The organism is Anaerovibrio lipolyticus (genome assembly GCF_021531495.1).
Classification (GTDB): domain Bacteria; phylum Bacillota; class Negativicutes; order Selenomonadales; family Selenomonadaceae; genus Anaerovibrio.
Genome location: NZ_JADYTY010000022.1, coordinates 1 through 22802, shown reverse-complemented (window position 1 = coordinate 22802; position 22802 = coordinate 1). Strand labels below are relative to the sequence as shown.

22 protein-coding genes are annotated in these 22802 nt (G+C 44.4%); 7 read left to right on the top strand and 15 right to left on the bottom strand.

From position 1 onward, the window contains the following. Positions 1 to 177: 177 nt before the first annotated feature. Both ptsP and I6E26_RS08135 read right to left on the bottom strand, forming a co-directional pair. On the bottom strand, positions 178 to 1890 hold the full coding sequence (ptsP, locus tag I6E26_RS08140) for a phosphoenolpyruvate--protein phosphotransferase (protein ID WP_235321356.1): 1713 nt from the start codon (positions 1888 to 1890) through the stop codon (positions 178 to 180). Positions 1891 to 1920: 30 nt separating this feature from the next. Next, positions 1921 to 2193, bottom strand: a complete 273-nt coding sequence (locus I6E26_RS08135) for an HPr family phosphocarrier protein (RefSeq protein ID WP_235321355.1) — start codon at positions 2191 to 2193, stop codon at positions 1921 to 1923. Positions 2194 to 2546: 353 nt separating this feature from the next. Here I6E26_RS08135 and I6E26_RS08130 point away from each other — a divergent pair, with 353 nt between their 5' ends. The 5 genes from I6E26_RS08130 (at position 2547) to I6E26_RS08110 (ending at position 7978) form a co-directional block, all read left to right on the top strand. After that, positions 2547 to 3347 (top strand): hypothetical protein, encoded by an 801-nt coding sequence (locus tag I6E26_RS08130; RefSeq protein ID WP_235321354.1) that lies wholly within the window; start codon positions 2547 to 2549, stop codon positions 3345 to 3347. A gap of 41 nt (positions 3348 to 3388) precedes the next feature. After that, positions 3389 to 4375, top strand: a complete 987-nt coding sequence (locus I6E26_RS08125) for a PRC-barrel domain-containing protein (RefSeq protein WP_235321353.1) — start codon at positions 3389 to 3391, stop codon at positions 4373 to 4375. Positions 4376 to 4706: 331 nt separating this feature from the next. Next, positions 4707 to 5132, top strand: coding sequence for a PaaI family thioesterase (locus tag I6E26_RS08120; protein ID WP_235321352.1), 426 nt, complete (start codon positions 4707 to 4709; stop codon positions 5130 to 5132). A 392-nt stretch (positions 5133 to 5524) separates the two neighbouring features. Further along, the gene (locus I6E26_RS08115; protein WP_235321351.1) at positions 5525 to 6541 is read left to right on the top strand and encodes a LacI family DNA-binding transcriptional regulator; all 1017 of its coding nucleotides are present in this window, start codon (positions 5525 to 5527) and stop codon (positions 6539 to 6541) included. A gap of 99 nt (positions 6542 to 6640) precedes the next feature. Then, positions 6641 to 7978, top strand: a complete 1338-nt coding sequence (locus I6E26_RS08110; protein WP_235321350.1) for an MATE family efflux transporter — start codon at positions 6641 to 6643, stop codon at positions 7976 to 7978. A gap of 162 nt (positions 7979 to 8140) precedes the next feature. On the opposite strand, the gene sufU is transcribed toward I6E26_RS08110, so the two are convergent. From sufU to I6E26_RS08045, 13 genes are all read right to left on the bottom strand, one after another. Beyond that, on the bottom strand, positions 8141 to 8575 hold the full coding sequence (gene sufU / locus I6E26_RS08105; RefSeq protein ID WP_235321349.1) for a Fe-S cluster assembly sulfur transfer protein SufU: 435 nt from the start codon (positions 8573 to 8575) through the stop codon (positions 8141 to 8143). Beyond that, positions 8565 to 9800 carry a cysteine desulfurase gene (locus I6E26_RS08100; RefSeq protein ID WP_235321348.1) on the bottom strand — a complete coding sequence of 412 codons (1236 nt, stop codon included), beginning with the start codon at positions 9798 to 9800 and terminating at the stop codon, positions 8565 to 8567. The genes sufU and I6E26_RS08100 overlap by 11 nt, the downstream gene beginning before the upstream one ends. Beyond that, the gene (locus I6E26_RS08095) at positions 9793 to 10629 is read right to left on the bottom strand and encodes a SufB/SufD family protein (RefSeq protein ID WP_235321347.1); all 837 of its coding nucleotides are present in this window, start codon (positions 10627 to 10629) and stop codon (positions 9793 to 9795) included. Before I6E26_RS08095 ends, I6E26_RS08100 begins: the two co-directional genes overlap by 8 nt. An 18-nt stretch (positions 10630 to 10647) precedes the next feature. Beyond that, positions 10648 to 12057 carry a Fe-S cluster assembly protein SufB gene (gene sufB, locus I6E26_RS08090; protein ID WP_235321346.1) on the bottom strand — a complete coding sequence of 470 codons (1410 nt, stop codon included), beginning with the start codon at positions 12055 to 12057 and terminating at the stop codon, positions 10648 to 10650. 10 nt (positions 12058 to 12067) lie between these two features. Next, complete coding sequence (sufC, locus tag I6E26_RS08085; RefSeq protein WP_235321345.1) at positions 12068 to 12847, bottom strand: Fe-S cluster assembly ATPase SufC; 780 nt, start codon at positions 12845 to 12847, stop codon at positions 12068 to 12070. Positions 12848 to 13217: 370 nt separating this feature from the next. Beyond that, positions 13218 to 13658, bottom strand: coding sequence for a flavodoxin (locus I6E26_RS08080; RefSeq protein ID WP_442862514.1), 441 nt, complete (start codon positions 13656 to 13658; stop codon positions 13218 to 13220). A gap of 97 nt (positions 13659 to 13755) precedes the next feature. Continuing rightward, entirely contained in the window at positions 13756 to 13848 is a 93-nt protein-coding gene (locus I6E26_RS08075) for a DUF3793 family protein (protein WP_235321343.1), read from the bottom strand. A gap of 136 nt (positions 13849 to 13984) precedes the next feature. Beyond that, positions 13985 to 15064, bottom strand: coding sequence for a 16S rRNA (cytosine(1402)-N(4))-methyltransferase RsmH (gene rsmH / locus I6E26_RS08070; protein WP_235321342.1), 1080 nt, complete (start codon positions 15062 to 15064; stop codon positions 13985 to 13987). A 240-nt stretch (positions 15065 to 15304) separates the two neighbouring features. Then, positions 15305 to 15802 carry a methyl-accepting chemotaxis protein gene (locus I6E26_RS08065; RefSeq protein ID WP_328228053.1) on the bottom strand — a complete coding sequence of 166 codons (498 nt, stop codon included), beginning with the start codon at positions 15800 to 15802 and terminating at the stop codon, positions 15305 to 15307. Between the two features lie 90 nt (positions 15803 to 15892). Then, a complete protein-coding gene (locus I6E26_RS08060) occupies positions 15893 to 17095 on the bottom strand; it encodes a sensor histidine kinase (protein ID WP_235321341.1) in 1203 nt (400 codons plus the stop codon). Next, a complete protein-coding gene (locus I6E26_RS08055) occupies positions 17088 to 17765 on the bottom strand; it encodes a winged helix-turn-helix domain-containing protein (protein ID WP_235321340.1) in 678 nt (225 codons plus the stop codon). Before I6E26_RS08055 ends, I6E26_RS08060 begins: the two co-directional genes overlap by 8 nt. 73 nt (positions 17766 to 17838) lie before the next feature. Next, positions 17839 to 19920: a polyphosphate kinase 1 gene (gene ppk1, locus I6E26_RS08050; protein WP_235321339.1), complete on the bottom strand. Its 2082-nt coding sequence runs from the start codon at positions 19918 to 19920 to the stop codon at positions 17839 to 17841. After that, entirely contained in the window at positions 19913 to 20851 is a 939-nt protein-coding gene (locus tag I6E26_RS08045) for a Ppx/GppA phosphatase family protein (protein ID WP_235321338.1), read from the bottom strand. Before I6E26_RS08045 ends, ppk1 begins: the two co-directional genes overlap by 8 nt. Positions 20852 to 21239: 388 nt before the next feature. Between I6E26_RS08045 and I6E26_RS08040 the strand changes: the two genes are divergently transcribed. Both I6E26_RS08040 and I6E26_RS08035 read left to right on the top strand, forming a co-directional pair. Then, complete coding sequence (locus I6E26_RS08040; protein ID WP_235321337.1) at positions 21240 to 22196, top strand: L-lactate dehydrogenase; 957 nt, start codon at positions 21240 to 21242, stop codon at positions 22194 to 22196. Between the two features lie 374 nt (positions 22197 to 22570). After that, positions 22571 to 22802 (top strand): hypothetical protein (locus I6E26_RS08035; protein WP_235321336.1); only part of this gene is annotated, 232 nt, incomplete at its 3' end.

The following is a 22802-nucleotide window of genomic DNA, read 5'->3' as shown; positions in this document are numbered from 1 at the left end:
TTAGCACAAATCAAGGTAATTATTCCTCCTGACAAGAAATTTTTTCAACAAAAAGGCAGATATCGAAAATCCGATACCTGCCTAATAATTCTATTAAATTTGAAGTTATCCACAAACTTATCCACATTGTGCACATATTCTGTGCACAACCAAGGATTTATCCACAGAAACCTTTGCTTAGTGAGTCAAAGCCTCATGCAAATACTTCAGTACCTGCTCGCCAGTTTCCATTTCCATAACCTTGGCCAGATGCTTCTGAGCCTCCTCATAGGTTACAGAACGGAGCATTTCCTTTACCCGTGGAATAGAAGGAGCACTCATGCTCAGCTCACTAATACCCATTGCCATCAGAATAACTGCTGCATATGGATCACTAGCCATCTCGCCGCACATACCAGACCAAATGCCACGGTCAGAAGCGGACTTAATGGTACGCTGAATCAGCTGCAACACAGCTGGATGAAAATGATTGTAGAGATACCCAACATTAGGGTTTACACGGTCTACAGACAGGGTATACTGAACCAAATCATTAGTACCAATGCTGAAGAAATCAACATACTTGGCAAAAATTGGTGTCATAACTGCTGCGGCTGGAGTCTCAACCATAATACCCAGCTGAACAGTCTTGGAGTACTCCTTGCCCTCATCCTCCAACTCCTGCATAGCTTCACGAACAAAAGAACGAAGACGCAGAATCTCATCCACACTAACAATCATAGGTGCCATAATAGCAGCCCTGCCATAAACACCAGCCCGCAGAATTGCCTTCAGCTGAGGCATAAACAAATCTCTACGGTTCAAGCTGATACGAATAGCACGATAACCCAGGAATGGATTATCCTCATGTGGAATATTCAAATAAGGCAATGGCTTGTCACCGCCAATATCCATAGTACGAATAACACACAGCTCGCCATTGCAGGCCTCTACAGCCTTCTTATAGCTTTCGAACTGCATTTCCTCGGACGGAATATCTTCACGGCCCATGAATACAAACTCAGAACGGAACAAACCTACACCCTTGTTACCATATTTGGCAGCATTCTCAGCATCATTAGGACTGCCAATATTAGCAGCCAGCTGAACCTCTACTCCATCCTTGGTAACTGCAGGCAAATCCTTCAGAGCAGCATAACGCTCCTCATCAGCTCTCTGCTTAGCCAGCTTTGCTTCGTACTCCTTGATAGTCTCCTCATCAGGATCTACGAAAATATCGCCGGTATGTCCATCAATAATAACAAACGCACCCTCTGGAATAGCGTCAAGTCTGTGCTCCATACCTACAACAGTAGGAATAGCTCTTGACTTAGCAATGATTACTGCGTGACAGGTGGTGCTCCCCTGTCCCATAATAACACCAGCAATCTTATCATCTGGAACAGAAGCAATAACAGAAGGCTCTACCTCATAACCACAGAGGATTACCATCCTGTCGCCAACTTCCGGCTCCTTGATGCCAAGAATCTTGCCCGCAATACGCTTACTTACATCCAATACATCCGCTGCACGCTCACGAAGATACTCGTCGTCCATAGACTGGAAAATCTTGGCAGACTCAGCAGCAGATGCCAAAATAGCTGCTGGTGCATTCCCCATCTCCTGAACCTTATCAGTCATGCCGTCTGTCAGCATTGGGTCCTGTGCCAAGAACAAATGAGCCTCCATAATATTGGCCTGCTCATCATGACCTACGGCACGCATCTGCTCAACGCTCTTTTCCAGAATATCTGCCACCTCGGCTACAGCACTATCTAGCTTCTCCAGCTCCTCTTCCACTGTACCTGGCTGATACGCAGCCAAATAGCCATCCAGTGCCTGACCAGCCTTCATAATATAGCCGATTCCTACTCCTGGAATGGCACCCATTCCCTGCATTTTTTCTGGCATAATATATCCGTCCTTCCGCCCTTTTACTAATTAGTCTTCGCCGAAACCGGATTTGAACATGCCGCCGAACTTCTCAATAGCCTCATTCTCATCAGGACCATCTGCAGTAATGGTAACTACAGTACCGTTCTTAGCCTGGAGAGTCATGATACCCATCAAGCTCTTTGCATCAGCCTTCTTGCCGGTAGCAGCTACAGACAAGGTTACCTTGGACTTAAAGTTTCTTGCCTCCTTGGCAATCTGTCCTGCTGGACGTGCATGGAGACCCTGAGCATTAACAACTGTGAAATTTTCTTCGCGCATTTTTACCCCTCATTTCTTGATTTGTGCTATACTGTAAATATAGTTTAATACTTTCGCTACTGTTTTATTTCGACATCAATACAAAATTCCCTGCTTTTTAATAAAAAATCTTGGCATTTTTTACGGCGAGTGAATTTTGCCACTGAAATGAAAATTTCTAGCGAAAATTTATCTGCTGTATTATTGTACAAGTATTGTGTGATATTTGCAAGCGAAAAACAATACAAACAAAAAAAAATAATGTAAAACGAAATTTAAGTATCATGAAATGAAGTTTTTTGTTATAATATTTTTAGTGAAATTTGGCAAGTTTATAAATCTGTCATATGATATAATAAATCGTGGTGTGTATTTTGGAATTTTTTGTAATAGCAGCCTCCATTATGTCGGTCTGCATTATATCCATTTATAAAATAGCCCGCAAGCTGGGAGCAGATATTTCTCTTTCTGCCTTGGTACTATGTGGCGTTTCCGCCCTGATTATCAACTTTATGGCCATCAGGGTAAATCCTTTTTTGACAAAAACCTACTATTATATATTAGGCGCAATGATTATTTTTGCAGCCACCGGCACAACCTGCTATAATAAGTACTTGTTATACAGGCGTAGCAGATTGGCTGTTCATGGTGCCCCTAGTGAAGATAATGAGATCACTCAGGTGACAGGTGAACCTGAAACAATAGTCGAAGTGGCAGAAGAACCTGAAACCACGGCCGAAGTCGAAGTGACAGAAGAACCTGAAACCACGGCCGAAGTCGAAGTGACAGAAGAACCTGAAACCACGGCCGAAGTCCAGCAGGCTGTGGAGGCACCTCTGCCTACTTTGCCAGAAGGACTGGATTCTATGGATGCCCTTTTGGACTTTGGCTTTGCCCAGACTGGAGCAGGGGCTTATGAGCTGGCTCTTTTAGCCTACAGCACAGCCTTAGAGCAATATCGCAACGACGATTATGCTCCTTTTATCATTATAGATATGGTTAACCTGTACAAATCTCAGGGCAGATATCAGGAAGCCATTGATTGTGTCCATAATGCTATGGACATTCCAGCAATTCAGGAAAGTCCTGCCTACCAGCAGAATTTCCAGAATTACTTAGCCCAACTTAAGTCAATTTCCCATAGTGCAGTTTCCACCCAATCCCCTGAGGATTAGAATGGAAGCTACACCTTAATATATTTTCAGGAGGAATTCCCATGAAAAAAAGTGTTGAAATTATTGGCTTGCCAGTAATCAGTATTACTGAAGGCCGGGAGCTTGGTATGAGCAAATCTTTGCTCATAGATGCTCCAAACGGCAGTGTTGCTGCTATTACCATTGAGGATGAGGATTGGTACAGAGGCGTTAAGCTGCTGCCATATTCCTCTGTAATTGCTATCGGCGAGGATGCCGTAACAATTACCAACAGCGAAAACATCCTTACTTTGGAGGATGCTGGTGACTATGAGGCTATGATGGATGCCAACATCAAGATTATTGGCACCAAGGCCATCACCAAGTCCGGTACCATTCAGGGCAAGGTAGTTGAAATCTACATTGGCGATAACGGCAAGATTGAGAAATGCGAAATCGAAGGCCGCGACGGCAGTATTTCCGAGATTGTTTCTGAGCAGATTTCCATCTTCGGTAAGCAGGTTACTGTTATTGACTCCGATTTTGAAAAAAAAACTGAAATTATAGCTCCTGTTGAGACTCCAGCTGTAGCAGCCCCTAAGACTGAGGTTCCAAAGGCTGAAATTAAGGAAGCTCCTAAGGCCGAGGCTCCAAAGGCTGAGGTTAAGGAAGCTCCTAAGGCCGAGGCTCCAAAGGTTGAGGTTAAGGAAGCTCCTAAGGCCGAGGCTCCAAAGGTTGAGGTTAAAGAAGCTCCTAAGGTTGAGACTCCTAAGGTTGAGGTTAAGGAAGCCCCTAAGACCGAGACTCCAAAGGCTGAGGCTCCAAAGCCACAGGTTAAGGAAGCTCCTAAGACTGAGACTCCAAAGACCGTTGATGCTGCCGCTCAGATGGCAGACAAAGCCACTGAGGAGCGTCATCGCCGTTTCCTGTTAGGCAAGACTGTAACCAAGGATATTGTTTCCGCTACTGGTGTTGTTCTGGCCAAAACAGGGGATGTTGTTACCGAGGAGATACTCCAGAAGGTAAAGATGGCTAATATGTTTATTGATTTGTCCATGAATGTAAAATAATTTCAGACAAATTTAGCCAAATAATTTTCCTTTAACTATCAAAACATGATGACAAAACCATAATAGGCAGGTTCTTCCTTCAGGTTGCCTTCCCAGGCTTCCCAGAAAGCACTTTTCTGTTATGGCACATGTCATCATGTTTTCTTGTTTTTAGCTCCAAAATTTCCACATAATACACAAGCCAAAAAACCAATCTTTCAGGCATTATATAAATAAAAATTATGGTATAATAAATCATGAATCCTGGTCAATTTCTGGAAAAATTTTTGAAAAAATTTTTTCTTGTCCGGGCACTGTTCGCCTTTTTAACATCTTAAAGGAGGTTCTTTCTATGACATCTACAACTAATCCCGATTTTTCAGAGCATCTAAATAACTTCTATAACAACAATCCCTTCGTACAATTGCTAGGGATACAATTAAAAAAAATCCAATTTGGACAGGTTACTCTATCTATGAAAGCTCAAAATCAGCTTTCAAATTTTTATCATATTACTCATGGAGGAGCTTTGGCAAGTCTGGCAGATACCACTATGGGAGCTACCTGCCTCTCAGTCAACAAAAAGGTTGTTACACAGTCCATGAATATGTATTTTGTCAAGGCCGTACCAGAGAGTACTACTATACAGGCTACGGGAAAAATTATTCATAATGGACGCAAAACCCTGGTCTGCGAAACAGAGATTGTGGACGATCAAGGACAGGTATGTTGCAAGGCCACAGCCAATTTCTTCGTCATTGGACCTTACACAGGCTAAGAAAATTTTCTGCGGTCATAAATCTCGATATGAATATTTATACAATGATTTTGTATACAAAAATCACTGTTCACGTTCCTAGTCCATTATATATGCACATTTGTATATAAAATCGACCTTATCCGGAAAAAATCATCGAAAAATAATAATTATTGTCATACATTTTTCTTGACAAAGTAGGAATAAAATACTATACTATTTTCAGGTTAAAGAAATGGCCTCGCCGTTTTCCCGCACTTATTCTTTGATTGCGGCGTACGTCATATAACCGTCGAGCAGGGTGGAATTTTTTCCACCCTTTTCTCGTATACAAAATTATTTATCTCTTTAGTTCTTTATCTATAGTTAAAAGACTTGAATCCAGCCCACCTAAGGGAAATAGGAGTAAAATCATGCAAAAAGTTCGTATTGTGGATATTGCCAAAGAGCTAGGTGTCAGCACAGCAACAGTATCCAATGTTATTCATGGAAAAACAAAAAAGATTTCTGATGCCACAGTTAAGAGAGTGCAAAAGCTTTTGGAAGAGCGTCAATACATTCCCAGCATGGCCGGTCTGCTGCTGGCTCAAAACGATTCTCCCATTATAGGTGTGATTATCAATGCCCACAGCAAATACGAAGGCCGCGTTTTGGAAGATCCTTTCATCGCTTCTTCCCTAAACGCCTTATCAAGAGAAATCGAAAAAGCCCATCGCTTCATGATGCTGAAAACCACCACCAATCTGACAGATATTGTCAAATTTGCCTCTATGTGGAATATGCAGGGTATGATTATCATCGGCTTTTGTCAGGATGAATACAGTCATCTGCGGCAGTTCATGCGGATTCCCTTTGTGGTTTACGATGGCTTCTATACCCAGGAGCTGGAACAGCAGGGACTTTGTCATTTAACAATCAATGACTACGATGGTGGAAAACAGGTCGGCCAACATCTTAAACAGCTAGGCCACAAAAGGGCTTTATGTATTTCTGACAATAATATCTGCATGGACGCTCAACGCATACAAGGCTTCCAAGATGGTTTTGGCGGAGAAAATACGGATTTGCTAATTATTCCCCCCTCCAAAATTCAGCGTCGGGAATTTTATGAACAACAGCTTTCATATATAAAGGAGCATACGGCGGTTTTTGCTGTTTCTGATTACTATGCTATAGATTTTATGCAGTTTGTCCAGGAAAAAGAATTGAAGATTCCTCAAGATATCTCTCTAGCAGGTTTTGACGATACGCCAATCTGTCAACAGATTGTACCTACCTTAACCAGTGTAAGGCAAGATGCTGCCAGCAGAGCCAGCCATGCTCTAACAGCCCTAAAAAGTCTTATACAGAGAGAACCTGTTGCTTCACCTATAATACTGCCTGTACAGCTCATACCTCGCAACAGCACTGCTCCCTTAAAGCAGTTGTAGTTCTGTCAAAATTTTATAAAGGGTTACACGTTTAACCTATTGTGTTTTATTAACTTTTATCTTAAAATATGAGTATATTTTAAGAAGGAGTGAATTACCATGAGCACAAACTGCACCTTTATAAAAACAGTTTATAATATCGCCATCCCCGTAGCTCTGCAATCCATGCTGCAATCCTCATTTAGTATCGTGGATCAGATTATGATAGGCCAGCTAGGCAGTATCAGTATTGCCGCCGTAGGAATTGCCAGCAAATTTTCCTCCATATATCAGGTAGTAGTATCAGCCATTGCTGCTGTTGCCGGCATTATGATTGCTCAATATATGGGCAAACAAGCCAAGGAACTGGTGGACAGAAGTCTTTCCTTAAATCTTGCCATTGCTTTGCTGCTAGCTCTAGGCTTTACTATGGCCTGCCTAGCCCTGCCTGAATCCATTATGGGTATCTATACCGAAGATAAAGAAATGTGCTCCGCGGCCTCCTCTTATCTTCGCTTAACAGCTCTTACCTTTTTGCCTGTGGCAGGAGCAACCCTGCTATCCACCATGCTTCGCTGTATGGAAAAGGCCACCCTTCCCCTTTACGCCAGCCTTGTTGCCGCCATTATAAATACTGTCTTAAACTACATCCTTATTTTTGGTAAGCTTGGCTGCCCATCTATGGGAGTAGAAGGTGCTGCCATAGCTACTTTATTAACTCAATTTGCTAATTTTTTCCTGATTCTAGCAGGCTTTTTTATCAGCTATCATCAAAAGGGACAGCACTTCTGCTTCTCTCTAAACCTAAACCGCCATGAATACTATCAATATCTGCTGATTCTGCTGCCCATGCTAATAACAGAATTTATGTGGAGTCTAGGGGAAAATGTCTACACCTCTATTTATGGACATATGGGAACCATTGCCTGTGCCGCCATGACCTTAACCACACCCATTCAAGGCCTGCTTATAGGTGCCTTAAGCGGTCTTGCCCAAGCCGCCGGCATCCTGATTGGCAAATCCCTTGGCAAAGGAAATTATCAGGAGGCCTATCACCATTCCCGCCAGCTTATTTTCTATGGTTTACTAGCCTCCCTTATGCTTTCTGCTCTGCTTATGACAGCAAAAGACCTCTATATAAACATTTATGCTGTAGAAGCCATTACCAAGACCACAGCCAGCCATATTCTTTTTGTCTTTGCCCTGATAGCGCCAATAAAGGTACTAAATATGATATTAGGCGGAGGTATTATCCGAAGCGGTGGCAGAACAAAGCTAATAATGTGGATTGACCTAATTGGCACATGGATTTTTGGTGTACCACTGGGCTATTGGGCTGCCTTCGTAATGAATATGCCTATAGCATATACCTACCTGATTCTATCTCTGGAGGAGGTTATCCGCTTGCTGATAACTTTTGTGGTATTCAAGAAAAAAATATGGATGCAAAGCCTCTAGTACCTCATCCTCCCACGGCGGACATTTTAACAAATTAAATCCGTGAATCTGCAATATATTCCGTGAATAGACATAGGCAATTGACATTAACATACAAAAAGGATACTGGCCAGAGCTGGTAGGCACTGAAGCCACCCTGCGTGACAGCTGTTTTATATACAGTTATTTAGTTTTCAAAGTTTCCAGCAAAGTCCGCCAAGAGAGAACGGCACATTTGACTCTGGCTGGCATATGGGAAATATTTTTCAGCGCCATAGCCTCATCCAGTTCCTCCAGCTCATCATCCTCGGTTATTTCTCCCTTAATCATCTTTAGGAACAAATCTGCCAAATGCTGAGCCTTTTCCACTGACTCCCCTTTAATCAGGTCAATCATAATGGAGGTAGAAGCCTGAGAGATGGCACAACCTACCCCAGTAAAGGAGGCATCCTTGATTTTACCCTCCTCCACCTGCAGCTCCAAGGTTATTTCATCACCACAGCTAGGATTCCGCCCCTTTTGTACCACCGTAGGCAGCTTTAGATGATGCTTGTTCTCCGTGGAACGGCTATGCTCTGCGATTAACTCTGTATAGATACTATCCAGCTCATTCAGCATAACCCAGCACCCCCCTTACCTTGGACAAGGCCTCCAGCCAACGGTCTACATCCTCTCTGGTGTTGTAGAAATAAAAGCTGGCTCGGCAGGTGGCATTCTGTCCCAGATACTGCATCAAAGGCTGGGCACAGTGATGACCTGCCCGAATGGCCACCCCCTGAGCATCCAGAATGGTAGCCACATCATGAGGATGTACATCCTGCACATTAAAGGTAATAATGCCGGTTTTGTTATACAAGGTAGAATCACAGCCATAAAGCTCAATATAAGGCATAGCCTTTAGCTTAGGCAGGGCATAATTTACCAAATCCTTTTCCACCTGCTCAATATAATCAAAGCCTACCTGCTCCAAATATTCAATGGCAGCGATAAGGCCGGCAGCACCGCCTACATTCTGGGTACCGGCTTCAAATTTGGCTGGCAAAGGAGCAAACTCTGTCTGCTGTTCCTCCACATAGTCAATCATATCCCCACCCATGAGAAATGGTGGCATATCATTCAGCAGTCTTTCCTTGCCGTAGAGAACGCCAATGCCCATAGGGGAAAGCATTTTGTGACCGGAGAAAACAAAGAAATCTGCATCCAAGGCCTGGACATCCACAGCCATATGGGGCACTGACTGGGAGCCATCCACTACCATGATTGCCCCTACACTATGTGCCTTGCGGGCAATTTCCGCCACTGGATTTACCAGTCCCAGTACATTGGAAACCTGAGCCACAGCTACTATTTTGGTTTTCTCTGTAATCTTGCTGGCAATATCCTCCTGGGACAGATTCCCATCCATTTCCAGATAAATGTATTTCAGCACCGCGCCCTTGAGCTGGCAAATCTGCTGCCAAGGCACCAGATTGCTGTGGTGCTCAGAAATGGCAATTACCACCTCGTCCCCAGCCTGAATATGGCTCATGCCATAGCTATAGGCAATGAGGTTAAGAGATTCCGTAGCATTCTTGGTAAAGATAATCTCATGGCTATGCTGGGCATTGATAAACTTCTGCACCTTGGCTCTGGCATTTTCGTAAATATCCGTTGCCTGCACACTAAGCTCATAGGCCCCTCTATGGGGGTTGGCATTACAGCCGCCATAATAGCTGCACATGGCCTGAATTACCTTTTCCGGCTTCTGGGTAGTAGCGCCATTGTCCAGATAAACTATCTGCTTATCGTGCATCTTCCTCTGCAGCAGGGGAAAATCATTTTTGTAATTCTTAACCTCACTCATCAGCCAATCCCTCCTTTATGTATTCATCCAGCTCCTGATACAAGTCCTTGTCCTCAATTCTATCCAGCACAGGATTAAAGGCAGCTTCCACCACCAAACGGCGGGCTTCCTGCATATCCAAGCCCCGGCTCATAAGATAAAACAGCTTGTTTTCATCAATCTTGCCAATGGAAACAGCATGATGGCCCTCCACTGCATCCTCAGCAGATAACATCAGAGGCACACTGCGATTCCGCACCTTGGAGGAAAGCACCACCACTTCTTCCTTCTCATATCCCTTGGAACCCTTGGAACCATGACGAAAATCCAAGGTACCACGGAAAATTTTGTTGGCCTCTCCCAGCAAAGCACCATAAACATGAAGATTAGCCTCTGTATTTTTTCCCTGCTGAACCAGCACATAATTCATATCCAGCTGGCTGGCACCATGACCAAAATACAGTACATACACATTGGCCTTGGACTCATTGCCTGCCAGATTAACCTCCATTTTGGCCAGGGATTTGGCACTGCCAGCCTCTACAGCCACAGCTTCCAGCTCTGCTGTATCCGCCAGCTCCACCTGTACACTGCTGGCGCCCTGAGCATCTACAGGCAGCAGCTGTACAGTGGTCAGCTTCAAAAATCCACCCTTTTCCACCTTTACCTGCACCTGTCCCTCACCAGCCTGACGATAAACCACTGTCAGTTGACGGCTTTCTCCTGCTGGCACCACCAGCTCCTGCCGGCCATTATCTATAGCCAAAACAGCCTCATCTGCTTTGGCCTCATTTACTCCCAACCAGCGCCAGGTACGCATTGGGATTTCACTATAAATCTTTTCTGCCATTTTTTACCTCACGCTTTCTCAACCCATTGTGCCTTCTAGCTCAATGTTAATCAGATTGTTCATTTCCACCGCATATTCCAAAGGCAGTTCCTTAGCAATAGGCTCAACAAAGCCACGCACAATCATGGCTCTAGCCTCCTCCTCGCTAATGCCCCGGCACATAAGGTAGAATACGGCTTCCTCGCTAATACGGCCAATAGTTGCCTCATGGCCAATATCCGCCTCATCTCCCTGAATATCCATAACCGGCAGGGTATCAGACCGGGACAGATCATCCAGCATCAGGGATTCGCAATTAACGGAGCATTTGGCGTGATGGGCATTAGGCGTAACCTTAACCGCACTTCTATAGGTAGCCTTGCCTCCCGCCTTGGAAATAGTACGGGTGCTGATATTGGCAGAGGTGTGAGGTGCTGCGTGAATCACGCTGGCACCAGTGTCCAGATTCTGCCCCTTGGAAGCAAAGGTTACACCAGTAAATTCACAGCGGGCATTTTCTCCGTGGAGAATACTGCAAGGATAAAGCATGGACACATGGGAACCAAAGGAACCGGACACCCATTCAATAATGCCATCCTTTTCCACCAAGGCTCGCTTGGTGTTGAGGTTCATCATATTCTTAGACCAGTTTTCAATGGTGGAATAACGCAGTCTGGCACCCTCGCCTACATACAGCTCTACACAGCCAGCATGGAGATTGGTTACATTGTATTTTGGTGCACTGCAGCCCTCAATAAAATGCAGGCTGGCATTTTTTTCCAGAATAATCAGGGTATGCTCAAACTGGCCAGCCCCCGCCGCATTCAAACGGAAATAGGACTGCAAAGGAATGTCCACATGAACTCCCTCTGGTACATAAACAAAGGATCCGCCAGACCATACTGCTCCATGGAGAGCAACAAATTTGTGGTCTTTAGGGGGAACCAGCTTCATAAAATGCTCCTTCACCAGATCCTCATGCTCTCGCAGGGCGGTTTCCATATCGGTATACACCACACCCTGCTTGGTAAGATTTTCCTGAATACTGTGATATACTACCTCAGAATCATATTGAGCGCCTACGCCTGCCAGAGAAGTTTGCTCTGCCTCTGGAATACCCAAACGATCAAAGGTGGATTTGATATCCTCCGGTACATCCTCCCATTTGCCAGCCATTTTGGTATTAGGCTGTACATAGGTAACAATCTCATCCATATTCAGCTCAGATAAATCCGGCCCCCAGGTAGGCAGTCCCATGTGGTTATATACCTCCAAAGCCTGCAAGCGCCGTTCCAGCATCCACTGGGGATCATGTTTCCGGGCCGATATATCCCGCACTACATCTTCGGTAAGCCCCTTTTGAGATTTGTAGGCAGAATGGTCCTCATTGCGAATATCATAGAGGGTACGCTCTATATCATCAACAAAGGTTTTATTTTTGCTTTCCATAATTCCTACCTCAATTCTCTCCGGCTTCCTCAGCCAACTCCCGACGGATAAAGCCAAAGCCCTCCTTGTCAATCTTCTGAATCAGCTCAGGGCCGCCTTCCTCCACAATCTTGCCACTCAACAGCACATGAACCTTGTCCACAGAAAGCTGCTCCAAAATACGGGTATTGTGGGTAATAATCAGACAGGCATTGTTTTCATTGTGGAATTTCCGCACACCGCTGGACACAATCTGCACCGCATCCACATCCAAACCGGAATCAGTTTCGTCCAGCAAAGCCAGTTTGGGATTCAACAGCAAAAGCTGTAAAATCTCATTCCGCTTCTTCTCACCACCGGAAAAACCTACATTCATGTAGCGCTTAGCATAGGCTGGATCTATCTGCAGCTCCTCCATAGCAGCTTTCAGCTCCTTGCGGAACTTCATAATCTTCACAGGAGCACCACTCACAGCCTGCTTGGAAGCTCTCAGCATATTCTCCACGGTAATACCAGGAATCTCCTCTGGATTCTGAAAGGAAAGAAAAATACCCTTGCGACACCGCTCGAAAGTTTTCAGCGCCTGCAAATCCTCTCCCTCAAACTTCATTTCACCCTCTACCACCTGATACTTGGGATGTCCCATAATCACATTCATCAAGGTAGATTTACCAGAGCCATTAGGCCCCAAAATAACATGAATCTCACCAGGGGCAATCGCCAAATCCAACCCCTGCAAAATCTCACCCTTATCCTCTCTGCCTGCCACACCAGCATGCAGGTTCTTAATCTCCAAAAGCTTATTGCTCATCATACACACTCCTATATATCTAAATTCTGATTAAATTACTCGGAATTAACTACACATATTATACGAGTATGTCATACAAAAAGTCAATAATTCTGACTAAAAATAACGGAATTAATTTCCCCATCAAAAAAAGCCCCGCGGTTTGTCCCCGCAAAGGCCTTAATTTGTCTATAAAATTTTAAAAATACATCAATAGTAAAGCCACTGTGAATACGCTGATAGGCGGTATAACAGTACACTGCATAGGTACTCTTCGCGCCTCGGTCCTTAGCGATTCATGAGCTTTCGGGGCGCCAGCCACGAATTGCCTCATGAGAGCTTAGTACCGCTAGGCGAGAAAAGTAGCGAGAGCGTGCCTGAAAGGGTACTGTTATATCGCTTTTAGAGCATTTTTCACAAACCCAGCGGCATACTCCCTGCACTGCTGCAATCCATCCTCGTCAGGCACGTCATTAATAATAACGCCATCCCCATAGACCTTGGCTCCATCGTCGCCGCAGCGTTTCTTCCAATCTGCCATCCATTCCCCGCTGCCCCAGCCATAGGAACCAAATAAGCCTACTGGCACTCCCGCCAGCTTGGCCTCCAACTCGGCAAACATTGGCTCAAACTCAGCTTCCTCCAGCACCTCATTGCCCATAGCAGGACAGCCAAAAAGCACCCCGTCAAAATCCGCCAGCTTATCTACATTAAACTCATCCACAGACAGCAAATCCACTGCTGCCCCAGCCTCCTTGGCTCCCTCCGCCATAGCATTAGCCATAGCCTCTGTATTACCTGTACCGCTCCAATAAACAATTGCCAACTTCATCAATAAACCACTCCTTTACTCTTACATCGCCTTATGTATCATGGCCTGCAAACTAACACCATTCTCTAATCCCTGACAAGCCTGTCGAATACAATTATCATAGCACTGGAACAATCGCCGTACAGCCTAAGACCACCATGCTGGCTGCCTTCAGGCCAGCCAGGGTAGGGGCACAATGCTGAGCCAGCAAAAATCTAATTTTTCCTTGCCCATAAGTTCCCTCTTTCTTTGTAATTGAGATTTATTCTCAACCCTATATATACTATACTACAGTTGATAATTATTTTCAACTACTTTTTGAGAACTTTTATCATTATTGATTTTAATTAAGCTTTTATCGCCCAGCGCAGCTTAGTGGAATGAGCGCGGGAATTGCGGAAACACTCCTCCCGACTAGGCTTAATAACCTCCTTGGCTACATCACTATAGATACCTGCCCGGTGAAAAGCCTGAAATGCTTTTTTCACAATTCTGTCCTCCCCGGAATGGAAGGTAAGAATGGCCGCCCTGCCTCCGGTACGAAGCGCCTCCGGCAGTTTTTCCATAAATTCGTAAAGTACCTCATATTCATGATTCACATCTATACGCAGAGCCTGAAAAACTCTGGCACTGCTTTTCTTGACCAGCATTTTTCCGTCCTCCTCAGGTGGCAGCTTAACCTTGGACAGAGCCTCCACAATCTGCTCATGAAGGGCAGTGGTAGTATCAATAGGCTTTTTCTTTTTGTGCAGAGTATTGTATATCTGTCTGGCAATTTCCTCAGCATAAGGCTCGTCTGCATTTTCCACCAGCATACCAGCCAAGGACTCCTTGTCCAGCTCCTTTAACCGCTGGGCTGCCGAAATCCCAGCCTGTGAATTTAACCGCAAATCCAAAGGTCCCTCTGCCTTGTAGGAAAAACCCCTTTCCGGATTGTCAATCTGCATGGAGGATACCCCTAAATCCGCCAAAATAAAATCAAAGCCCCCTACTTCCGCAGCCAGTTTATCTATTTCCGCAAAGTTCATTAGCTTGGGAGTCCAAATATCCGCCCCATAGCCGGCAGCTCTTAATCTGGCCTCCGTCTTGGCCTCCTCTATAGCATCTACATCCCCGCTATATAGATGGCCCTGTCCCTGCAGCTTATCCAGCATGGCCCTGGTATGACCGCCATAGCCAAGAGTACCATCAAAGCCCTGCTCTCCCGGCTGGATATGCAGCACCTCCAATATCTCCTCCACCATAATAGGTATATGCATTCCTGCCGGGGTATTGCCCTTGGAGATAACATGGGACACTGCCTCACCGTATTTTTCTGGATTCAGCTCCTTGTATTTCTCGCTAAATTTCCGAGGATATTTCCCCTTGTACCGCACCCGCCTTTTATGCACCTGAGGCTCCTGTTCCTGTAATCTCTGCTCTGCCATTCTTATCACCCTATTCTCAAAAATTTCAAATTTCCAGCCTTAATTCCAAAACAGAAAAAACCTCCGAGATATTCCTCTCCGAGGCTATTTACCTTTATCATATAAATTACCACACTAATAAAAATATCCTGCAGCGAGGAAATATTGTAATGCTGCACCGTCATCAGCCACCTTATTCAGAGGCAGGCCTGGCGCCTTCATGAAAAACATCGCTACACTGCAGGATATTCTAAACAAAATTTACATAATCTTCTTCAAATCGTCGGCAGCAGAATTTACCTTGCCAAGATTATCCGTAATCTGTCTAGTGCTCTGAGCCTGCTGCTGGCCAATAGCTTCAATAGTGCTAACAGACTGGGCAATATCATTTACAGCCTTGTTCATATCAGTCAAGGTCTTTTTGATACTTTCTGTAGCCGCTCTGGACTGCTCTGCCAGCTTGCGAACCTCCTCTGCTACGACAGCAAAGCCTCTGCCCTGCTCGCCAGCTCTAGCTGCCTCAATAGAAGCATTCAAGCTCAGCAGGTTGGTTTCCTCCGCAATATCAGTAATCAGGCTAATTGCCTTCAATGTTTCCGTATTCTTCTCCTTCAACAGCTTAGACTGTTCCACATAGGATTTACCTGCACTAGAAAAGTCCTCTGCCATCTGAGCAAAGCTCTCTAATTCCTTATATAATTCCTTTACAGAAGAAGCAATTTCATTCACCAAAAACTTCTGATCCTCATTTGTGGCCATTTAACATAATCCCCTTTCTAACTCCTCATCAGTTTCTATAGTTCTCTATTCGCCATTTCTTAGCAAAACCCTCTTTTCTGAGAAAAAAATTTAGAATTTTACTACCATCAGGGTACCCTCTCCCACAACGCTGTCTACCTCCAGCTTCGCATTGTGCAGCTTGGCAGCGTGTTTCACAATGGAAAGCCCCAAGCCGGTGCCTCCTACTTCCTTGGAGTGGCTTTTATCCACACGATAGAATCGCTCAAAAATTCTGGCTCTATCCTTTTTAGGAATGCCAATCCCCGTATCTCGCACGGAAATACGAGGATGGCCGGAAAATTCTGCCACCTGAATAACCACACTGCCCCCAGGCCTATTATATTTAATAGCATTCTCACAAATATTATAGACCATGCTGTTAATCAACTGAGGAATACCCTCCATAACCACCTGCTGGCCGATTAGCTCCACAGCAACCTGATTTTCCTCCGCCATATGCTCCAGACTATTTACCGCAGCTTCCGCCACACTATATAGGTTTACAGGGGAACGGGTAGTATTCTCCTGCCCTTCGTCCAAGCGGGACAACACAATAATATCCTGCACCAATCTAATCATCCGCTGAGCTTCGCTGTAGATTTTGTCAGCAAAATAACCCATATCCTGCTCCATAACCATGCCGTTTTTCATTAGCTCCGCATAACCAGAAATGGAGTGAAGGGGAGTTTTCAGCTCATGGGAAACATTGGCTGTAAATTCCCGCCGCATGGCCTCGCTTTCCTCCTGATTGGCCTTCTGAGTTTCCTTAGCGGATATAATCATAGAAAAACATATTACCAACAGCAGAATAATACCAATGGGCAAGCCCATATCCCAGATAACCTTCAACACCGTATGCTGAGGCATACTTAATCTAAGAATAGAGCCATCCTGCAGCTTCTGCGCCGAATACAACATTCTGGTCAGCATGGTGCCGGAATAGCGCTGAGATTCTCCATAGCCCCTAATCAGAGCTATTTTTACCTCCTCCCGAGCCAGATGATTTTCCAACTCATCAGATGCTTTTTCGCTATCATAAAGAACCTGTCCATTGGCCGAAATCCAAGTGATTCGATAGTCACCCTTGGGCAGACTTTCCAAATACCGCAGCTGTTGGCTATTCACTGCCAGAGATGCCATTTCTGTTTCTGTCCTCAACTGCTGTCGCTGTACATTGGCGAAATAACTGTACATAGTAGCTACAATCAAGGCCAGGGCAATAACAAAAGCTATCAAGGCGGTAATGATGATACTGCTCTTGTGCTTAAGCATGGGGAACCTCCAGCCTGTATCCTACACTGCGCACCGTATGAATAGCCTTGCCCCATTCTCCCAAATGAGTACGAAGACTGCTGATATGCACATCTACAGTACGGGTTTCTCCCATATAGTCAGTATCCCAAACACTGCTTAGAAGTCTATCCCGGCTAAAGACCATGCCTGGATTCTCCATAAACAACCGCAAAAGCTCAAACTCCTTCAATGGCAATTCCAGCCTTTGGCCATCCACCATAAGCAAATGCTGCTCTGGATCCATGGACACGCCCCCAAAGGAAAGGAGCTTGGCAGCCGGCTCCGATTTACTGCGCCGCAGCACCGCCTTGATTCTGGACACCATTTCCATCATGCCAAAGGGCTTGGCCAGATAATCATCAGCACCAGAATCCAATCCCAATACCTTGTCGTATTCTGTGCCCTTGGCAGTAGCCATAATCACAGGAATACCTGCCGTAGCTACATTACCTCGCAGCTTTTTCAAGATGGAAATACCATCCTCTCCCGGCAGCATTACATCCAGCATAACTAGCTCAGGCTTTTCCTTGGCCAGAGCCTGCCAAAACGACTCAGCCTCAGAAAACCCCTGTCCCTGAAAACCTGAGGCCTTCAAGGTATACAGCATCAAATCCCTAATGCTATCATCATCTTCAACACAGTAAATCAACAGCCTAACCCCTCTCAAAATATTTTTATTGCCCTAGTTATACAGCAAAATATGTTTTTTGGCAATATATGCTTTAACGCTTGTTAATATAATACTCCTGGGCATTAATCAAAGTATCCCCAGGCTGTACAGGAGGCATATAATATTCCCCATCTGCATCTATATTTCTCGCCTTGGTATTGTCTGCCAGCTGCATTTCCAGCATATCCCAGATTTCCTGCTTAAGGCCAGCATCATGAACCGGAGCCGCTACCTCAACCCGGTTTTCTGTATTGCGAGTCATCCAGTCAGCTGAGGCAATATACATCTTCATAGCATCTCCCCGGCCAAAACAGAATACCCTTGAATGCTCCAAAAATCTACCAACAATACTGCGAATGTGAATATTATCTGTTAAGCCAGGACGTTCTGGCACCAGGCAGGTAATGCCCCGCACAATCATATCCACCCGAACGCCCGCCTGACCAGCCTGATACAAAGCATCAATCAGCTGTCTATCCGTCAGGGAGTTCATTTTCAGCAGGATATAGGCTTCCTGCCCATTTTTCGCCTTGGTAATCTCCTCTTGTATCAGCTCTAGCAAGGTCTTTTTTAGGCTGATAGGGGCCACCAGCAGCTGCTGATACTCGCCCCACAAATTGCCAATGCCCATATTACGGAAGAACATGGAACCATCTCTGCCAATAGCATCATCCGCCGTTAGCAGGGCATAATCCGTATACAGCTTGGCGGTTTTGGCATTGAAATTACCAGTACCAATATGGGTAATATATTTTACCCCGTTTTCCTCTGGTTCCCGATAGGTAATCTGACACAGCTTGGCATGAACCTTATATTTGTCAAAACCGTAAAGAATCTTACAGCCTGCCTCCCGCAGTCCATTAACCCAGCTAATATTGTTGGCCTCGTCAAATCTCGCCTTCAGCTCCAGCAGCACAGTTACATCCTTGCCCAGCTCTGCTGCCACCATCAGATAATTCATTAGCTTCACATGGCCCTTGCCAACTCGATAAATGGTAATACGAATGGACAGTACATTAGGATTGTACACCGCCTCCTTCAACAGCTGAAGAAGAATACCAAAATCATCGTAAGGATAACGTAGCAGCACATCCTGTTTTTTTACCAAATTAAAGAGGGTTTCTCCCTCCTCCAAATGGAATTTTTCCTCCAAGCCTACAGGTGTATAAGGGGTATAATACAGTTCCTGCTTCAAGGTTTCTGTTATATTGTTTTCTAGGCCATAAACATAATCCATAGTTAAAGGAGCCGTAGTGCTAAATACCTGCTCTGGCAAAATCTTGTATCTATCAATCAGATACTCGGAAATAATAGACTTGCCCTGACTGCGGATTTCTAAACGCACAGGGGTAAGGTGCCGCCGCTTGCGGATGGCCTGTTTCATAGCTTCCAGATAGTCACCAGCCTCTTCCTCCTCCAGATTGATTTCTGCACTTCTAGTAATGGCAAAAACCGCCTTGTCCAGCACAGGATAGCCGGTAAAAATCTTGTCTACAAACTCCTCAATAATATCTTCCAGCAGAACAAATTCCGTCTTGTCCTTGGAGAGATATACTACCCGGCTCACGCTGTCAGGCAAAGGAATAATACCAAAAATCAGCTTTTTCTTTCCTTTGAGAATAGCAGATATATACAGCTTTTTATTATCCAAATGAGGGAAAGGATGATGCTTATCTATAATCTGAGGGGACAGCACCGGTAGAATACAATCCTGAAAAACGGTTTCCAACTCCTCATACTGCTTTTTGGACAGCTCATGAATATCTACATGGCCAATGCCTTTTTCCAACAGCTTGCGGCGAAGATAGGCAAAAACCCTATCTCTCTGAATATACAGCTCCCCCACCTTGTCAAAAATAGCATGAAGCTGTTCCGTAGCAGTCATCATGCTTTTATTATCCCGCTTTTTCGGATCCATAGCTTCCAAGCCCAGCAGACTGCCTACCCTAACCATAAAGAATTCATCCAGATTGCTGGTAAAAATCTCCACAAATTTCAACCGCTCGCAAAGAGGCACCGTGCTATCATCAGCCTCCTCCAGCACGCGCTTATTGAATTTCAACCAGGACAGCTCCCTATTCTGGGTATAGGCTGTCATCAGCTTCTTGTCCTCCAGCTGCAAAGTCTTACTCATTGACTGGCACCTGTCCTTTCTCTGACAGTACATAGTTATACATAAATCCTTCCCGCACGCCGGTCTGAGCCACCATAATCATCTCGCACTTAAATCTCTTGGCAATGGCATAGAGAATAATCATACCAGGCATAATGGTGCGAATACGATCCGGCACTACATCCAGCAGAACACTCATATTCTGTATAAACTTTTCCCGATTGTCCTTCTGCTCCATAGATTTAATAATATAGCCAATATGAGAAACAGGCAGGAGATTTTCCGCCGTGCTTTTGCCAAAGAACAGCTTATCCAGCTTCAAGGCGGCCCGAACTGTACCCCCTACACCACAAATCAGCTTATATTTATTTTTACCCTCAAAGGCCTGCAGCCCCTCCAGCTTTTCTACAAAATCCTTCTTGATGGATTTCCGTTCTTCCTTGGTCGGCAGAATACCCTTAACATATTTGTTATAACTATTCAGAGAACCCTTGGCGATGCTGACTGCACTTTTAATCTTGCCATCCTTGTAGGCAACCAGTTCCGTACTGCCGCCACCAATATCCACCAGCAGTCCCTTCTTAATATTGCTTTCAATAGCTGCCCCCAAGAAATCCAGCTCTGCTTCCTCTCGGCCGGAAATTACCTGCACCTGCAAGCCAGTACGGCGATTAATCTCCTCCACCGCCTCCTGGCTGTTCTTAACATTACGCAGAGCAGCAGTAGCAAAGACACGCATTTCATGAATATTGAGATTGTTCAGTACATCCTTAAATTCCTCCAATACGCTGATAACCTTTTCAATACCCGCCGCAGACATATACTGTCCCCTTACATAAGAAGCCAGACCCACGGTTTCCTTTTTGCTAAAAAGCAGCTTCAGCTTCCCATCCTTAACATCATATACATTCATTCTAACGGTATTAGAACCAACATCTACGATAGTATGCATCAATAATTCCTCCCAAATACACAATTATGCCTTTTATTTCCTTATCCTATATAGTACCGCCTTAATGTAAAATCCAATGTAAGGGTAATGTAAATTTTTTGTAAAATTCCCAGGACAGGAATATGCTTTTCAAAGTCTGACAGGCATTAGGTTATAAAATAAAACTGAAACTATTTTTGCTGTACAATTATTTAAGTTTGCCATTTTTCTTGACATATAAAACTATTGCATATACAATTTTATATAGGGACTATTTCTGCCATGAGATAGTAAGGGATACGTGGAAGGAATATTTGCGGTTTTCAAACCTCAGATAGATAAATGCTTTACCCAAAATGTACATTAGGAAGCTAGCTAATGTACAGATTTTTTAATGGAGGAGATTAATATGGAGAAAAAAACTATCAACGCCAAGAAAGCTGTCATGATCGGTTGCGGCTTTGTTGGATCTGCATCTGTATTTGCCCTGATGCAAAGCGGCTTATTTACAGAGATTGTCCTGATTGATGCCGATAAGGCCAAGGCTGAAGGCGAAGCAATGGATATCAGCCACGGTATTCCATTTGCCAGCCCTATGAAGATATATGCTGGCGATTATGATGATGTAGCAGATGCTGGCATTATCATTGTATCTGCTGGTGCAGGTCAGAAGCCTGGCGAGACCAGATTGGATCTGGTAAATAAGAATGTAGGCATCTTCAAGTCCATTATTCCAGAGATTGCCAAGAGAAATTTTGCCGGTATTCTGCTGATTGTTGCTAACCCTGTAGATATTCTTACTCAGGTTGCTATCAAGCTGTCCGGCCTGCCTGAAAACAGAGTAATCGGCTCTGGTACTGTACTGGATACTGCTAGACTGAGATATATGCTAGGAGAGCATTTGTCTGTAGACAGCCGCAGCGTTCATGCCTTTATTGTTGGCGAGCACGGTGACAGCGAGGTTGTAACCTGGTCCTCCGCCAATGTTTCCGGTGTGCCTTTGAGCACCATGTGCGAAATGCGCGGTCATTTTAAGCATAAGGAAAATACCGAGGAAATTGCTGAATCTGTTAAGAACAGTGCTTATGAAATCATCAACAAGAAGCATGCTACCTACTATGGTATTGCCATGTCTGTAAAGAGAATCTGCGAAGCTATTATGAGAGACGAGAAGTCCATTCTGCCTGTATCTCATATGATTCACGGTGCTTGCGATATTGACGGCATTTGCCTGAGCATGCCTGCCATTGTAGGTGCAGATGGTATTGAAACTGCTATCCCAGTTAATTTGGACGCTGAGGAAACCGCAAAGCTTAAGGAATCTGCCGATGCCCTGAAGCAGATCATCGACACCATTAATCTGTAATATATCATTGTAAAACAAACCATTAAGACGACCTTCCTGCAATTTTCAGGAAGGTTGTTTTTTTCATAATCTCGTGTATATTTTGCTACAACCATCTTGCAATTAGAAAAATACGATGAATATATAGGTATATCAAAAGTTTTCGACAGCGACAAATCAAAATTATTGCTATTCAAGCAGGAGATTGGAAAATATTGTCGAATAATAAATATATAAATCCTTTGTAAGTTTATTTTTGCAAAGGATTTTTTGTTGTCCATAAATAAAATAGTGGGAGGTGCAAGGATGAGAAATTACTTACTGTATCACATTTTTTAGTATCAACTTGATTTGGATTTTCTAATTTGCGATAATATAGGAAAGGTCTGGTGTTGATGGGACAAAAGGATATTACGCAGAAAAATTTCGAAGCGTATAATGATGTTTTTTCGGATATAGTTAATGGCACACTTTTTGATGGACGAGAGGTAATCAAGCCAGAAGCTCTTGTTGATGCAATAGCGAAATCACAGTATAAAGCCGATGACAATGTCATACATGAACAGGAGAGGGATGTAGCTAAATATTGGACGGATAAGAATTGTTATATTCGTCTAGCCCTGCTGG

Coding starts and splice junctions, on each gene's coding strand:
- I6E26_RS08135 (WP_235321355.1), bottom strand. CDS start 2,193: ATGCGCGAAGAAAATTTCACAGTTGTTAATGCTCAGGGTCTCCATGCA.
- I6E26_RS08060 (WP_235321341.1), bottom strand. CDS start 17,095: ATGCTTAAGCACAAGAGCAGTATCATCATTACCGCCTTGATAGCTTTT.
- I6E26_RS08040 (WP_235321337.1), top strand. CDS start 21,240: ATGGAGAAAAAAACTATCAACGCCAAGAAAGCTGTCATGATCGGTTGC.
- sufC (WP_235321345.1), bottom strand. CDS start 12,847: ATGAGCAATAAGCTTTTGGAGATTAAGAACCTGCATGCTGGTGTGGCA.
- rsmH (WP_235321342.1), bottom strand. CDS start 15,064: ATGGCAGAGCAGAGATTACAGGAACAGGAGCCTCAGGTGCATAAAAGG.
- ptsP (WP_235321356.1), bottom strand. CDS start 1,890: ATGCCAGAAAAAATGCAGGGAATGGGTGCCATTCCAGGAGTAGGAATC.
- I6E26_RS08080 (WP_442862514.1), bottom strand. CDS start 13,658: ATGAAGTTGGCAATTGTTTATTGGAGCGGTACAGGTAATACAGAGGCT.
- I6E26_RS08110 (WP_235321350.1), top strand. CDS start 6,641: ATGAGCACAAACTGCACCTTTATAAAAACAGTTTATAATATCGCCATC.
- sufU (WP_235321349.1), bottom strand. CDS start 8,575: ATGCTGAATGAGCTGGATAGTATCTATACAGAGTTAATCGCAGAGCAT.
- I6E26_RS08065 (WP_328228053.1), bottom strand. CDS start 15,802: ATGGCCACAAATGAGGATCAGAAGTTTTTGGTGAATGAAATTGCTTCT.
- sufB (WP_235321346.1), bottom strand. CDS start 12,057: ATGGAAAGCAAAAATAAAACCTTTGTTGATGATATAGAGCGTACCCTC.
- I6E26_RS08120 (WP_235321352.1), top strand. CDS start 4,707: ATGACATCTACAACTAATCCCGATTTTTCAGAGCATCTAAATAACTTC.
- ppk1 (WP_235321339.1), bottom strand. CDS start 19,920: ATGAGTAAGACTTTGCAGCTGGAGGACAAGAAGCTGATGACAGCCTAT.
- I6E26_RS08045 (WP_235321338.1), bottom strand. CDS start 20,851: ATGCATACTATCGTAGATGTTGGTTCTAATACCGTTAGAATGAATGTA.
- I6E26_RS08100 (WP_235321348.1), bottom strand. CDS start 9,800: ATGAGTGAGGTTAAGAATTACAAAAATGATTTTCCCCTGCTGCAGAGG.
- I6E26_RS08115 (WP_235321351.1), top strand. CDS start 5,525: ATGCAAAAAGTTCGTATTGTGGATATTGCCAAAGAGCTAGGTGTCAGC.
- I6E26_RS08125 (WP_235321353.1), top strand. CDS start 3,389: ATGAAAAAAAGTGTTGAAATTATTGGCTTGCCAGTAATCAGTATTACT.
- I6E26_RS08095 (WP_235321347.1), bottom strand. CDS start 10,629: ATGGCAGAAAAGATTTATAGTGAAATCCCAATGCGTACCTGGCGCTGG.